The organism is Nocardiopsis lucentensis DSM 44048 (genome assembly GCF_000341125.1).
GTDB lineage: Bacteria > Actinomycetota > Actinomycetes > Streptosporangiales > Streptosporangiaceae > Nocardiopsis > Nocardiopsis lucentensis.
Window position 1 is genome coordinate 1 of sequence record NZ_ANBC01000127.1, and the last position, 1907, is coordinate 1907.

The 1907-nt window shown below is 71.9% G+C and carries 1 protein-coding gene; it reads left to right on the forward strand.

The features are described 5' to 3' along the window. A partial coding sequence (locus D471_RS0104115; protein ID WP_017597456.1) for a DEAD/DEAH box helicase occupies window positions 1–1907 on the forward strand: 1907 nt, incomplete at both ends.

The following is a 1907-nucleotide window of genomic DNA, read 5'->3' on the forward strand; positions in this document are numbered from 1 at the left end:
CGTGGGCGGACAGAAGCTCGCGATCAACCCGAGGCTGAGCCGGATCGCCGAGGAGGACGCGCGCACCACCCAGCTGGCGCACCGCCGCCGCTCGCCCCAGTCGCGGGCGCGCAAGAACGGCACCATGCGGCCCCGCACCCGGTACGCGCCGCCGTCGCGGCCCACGATCATCGAGAAGCTCGACGACGAGGGCCTGCTGCCCGCGATCACCTTCATCTTCAGCCGCGCCGGATGCGACGACGCCGTGCGCCAGTGCGTGGCCTCGGGGCTGGTGCTCACCACCCCCGAGGAGGCCGCGCAGATCCGCGAGTACGCGGAGACGCGGTGCGCCGACATCCCTCCGGCGGACCTGGCCGTGCTGGGCTTCGAGCAGTGGCTGCGCGCCCTGGAGGCGGGGATCTCCGCCCACCACGCGGGCATGCTGCCCACGTTCAAGGAGATCGTCGAGGACCTGTTCTCCCGGGGACTGATCCGCGCGGTGTTCGCGACCGAGACCCTCGCCCTGGGCATCAACATGCCCGCCCGCACGGTGGTCATGGAGAAGTTGGACAAGTGGAACGGTGAGACCCACGCCCAACTGACCCCGGGCGAGTACACCCAGCTGACCGGGCGTGCTGGGCGGCGGGGGATCGACGTCGAGGGCCACGCCGTGGTCGTGTGGCAGGCCGGGACCGACCCCGAGTCGGTAGCGAGCCTTGCGGGCACCCGCACCTACCCGCTCAACTCCAGTTTCCAGCCGTCCTACAACATGGCGGTCAACCTCGTCGGCCAGGTGGGACGCCGACGCAGCCGCGCCATGCTGGAGGAGTCCTTCGCCCAGTTCCAGGCCGACCGGGCCGTGGTGGGCCTGGTCAAGCAGCTGCGCAAGCAGGAGGAGGCCCTGGAGGGGTACGCGGCCTCCGCCGAGTGCCACCTGGGCGACTTCATGGAGTACGCGGCGCTGCGCCGCGCCCTGAGCGACCGCGAGTCGATGCTGGCCAAGACCAGGTCGGTCCGGCGCCGCGACGAGGCCCTGGAGAGCCTGGAGAAGCTGCGTCCGGGCGACATCATCCGCATTCCCTCGGGCCGTTTCTCCGGCCACGCCGTCGTCCTGGACCCCGGCCTGAAACTGGATCTTCCGGCGCCGCTGGTGCTGACCGCGGACAAGCAGGTCAAGCGGGTCAACGCCAGCGACTTCACGGTCCCCGTGCACCCGTCGGGGCGCATGCGCATCCCCAAGTCGTTCTCGGCCCGGTCGCCGCGGTCGCGTCAGGACCTGGCCTCGACCCTGCGCAACAAGCTCCGGGAACAGGGCGACACCCCCAGGGCCGGGCGCGCTCCGCGTGAGGTCGGGGAGGACGAGGAGGTGCTGCGGCTGCGTTCCGAGCTGCGTCAGCACCCCTGCCACGGGTGTGACGAGCGTGAGGAGCACGCCCGCTGGGCCGAGCGCTACTTCCGGCTGCACAAGGAGACCGAGGGCCTGCGCCGCCGGGTGGAGGGGCGTTCGCACGTGATCGCGCGGACCTTCGACCGGGTGTGCGGGGTGCTGGACGACCTGGGCTACCTGACCGGCGACACGGTCTCCGACGACGGGGCGCGCCTGGCCAAGGTGTACTCGGAGCTGGACCTGCTGGTCGCCGAGTGCCTGCGGCGGGGGCTGTGGAAGGACCTGACCCCGGTGGACATGGCGGCCGTCGCCGCCGCGCTGGTCTACGAGCCGCGCCGCAACGACGATCCGTTCCCGAGGGTGCCCGCCGGACGGGTCGAGGAGACCCTGGAGGAGATGGTGCGGCTGTGGAGCGACCTCAACGACGTCGAGTCGCGGCACCGGGTGTCGTTCCTGCGCCAGCCCGACCTCGGGTTCGTGTGGACCGCCCACCGCTGGGCCAGGGGGGACCGCCTCGACGCGATCCTGCGGCAGGGCGGCA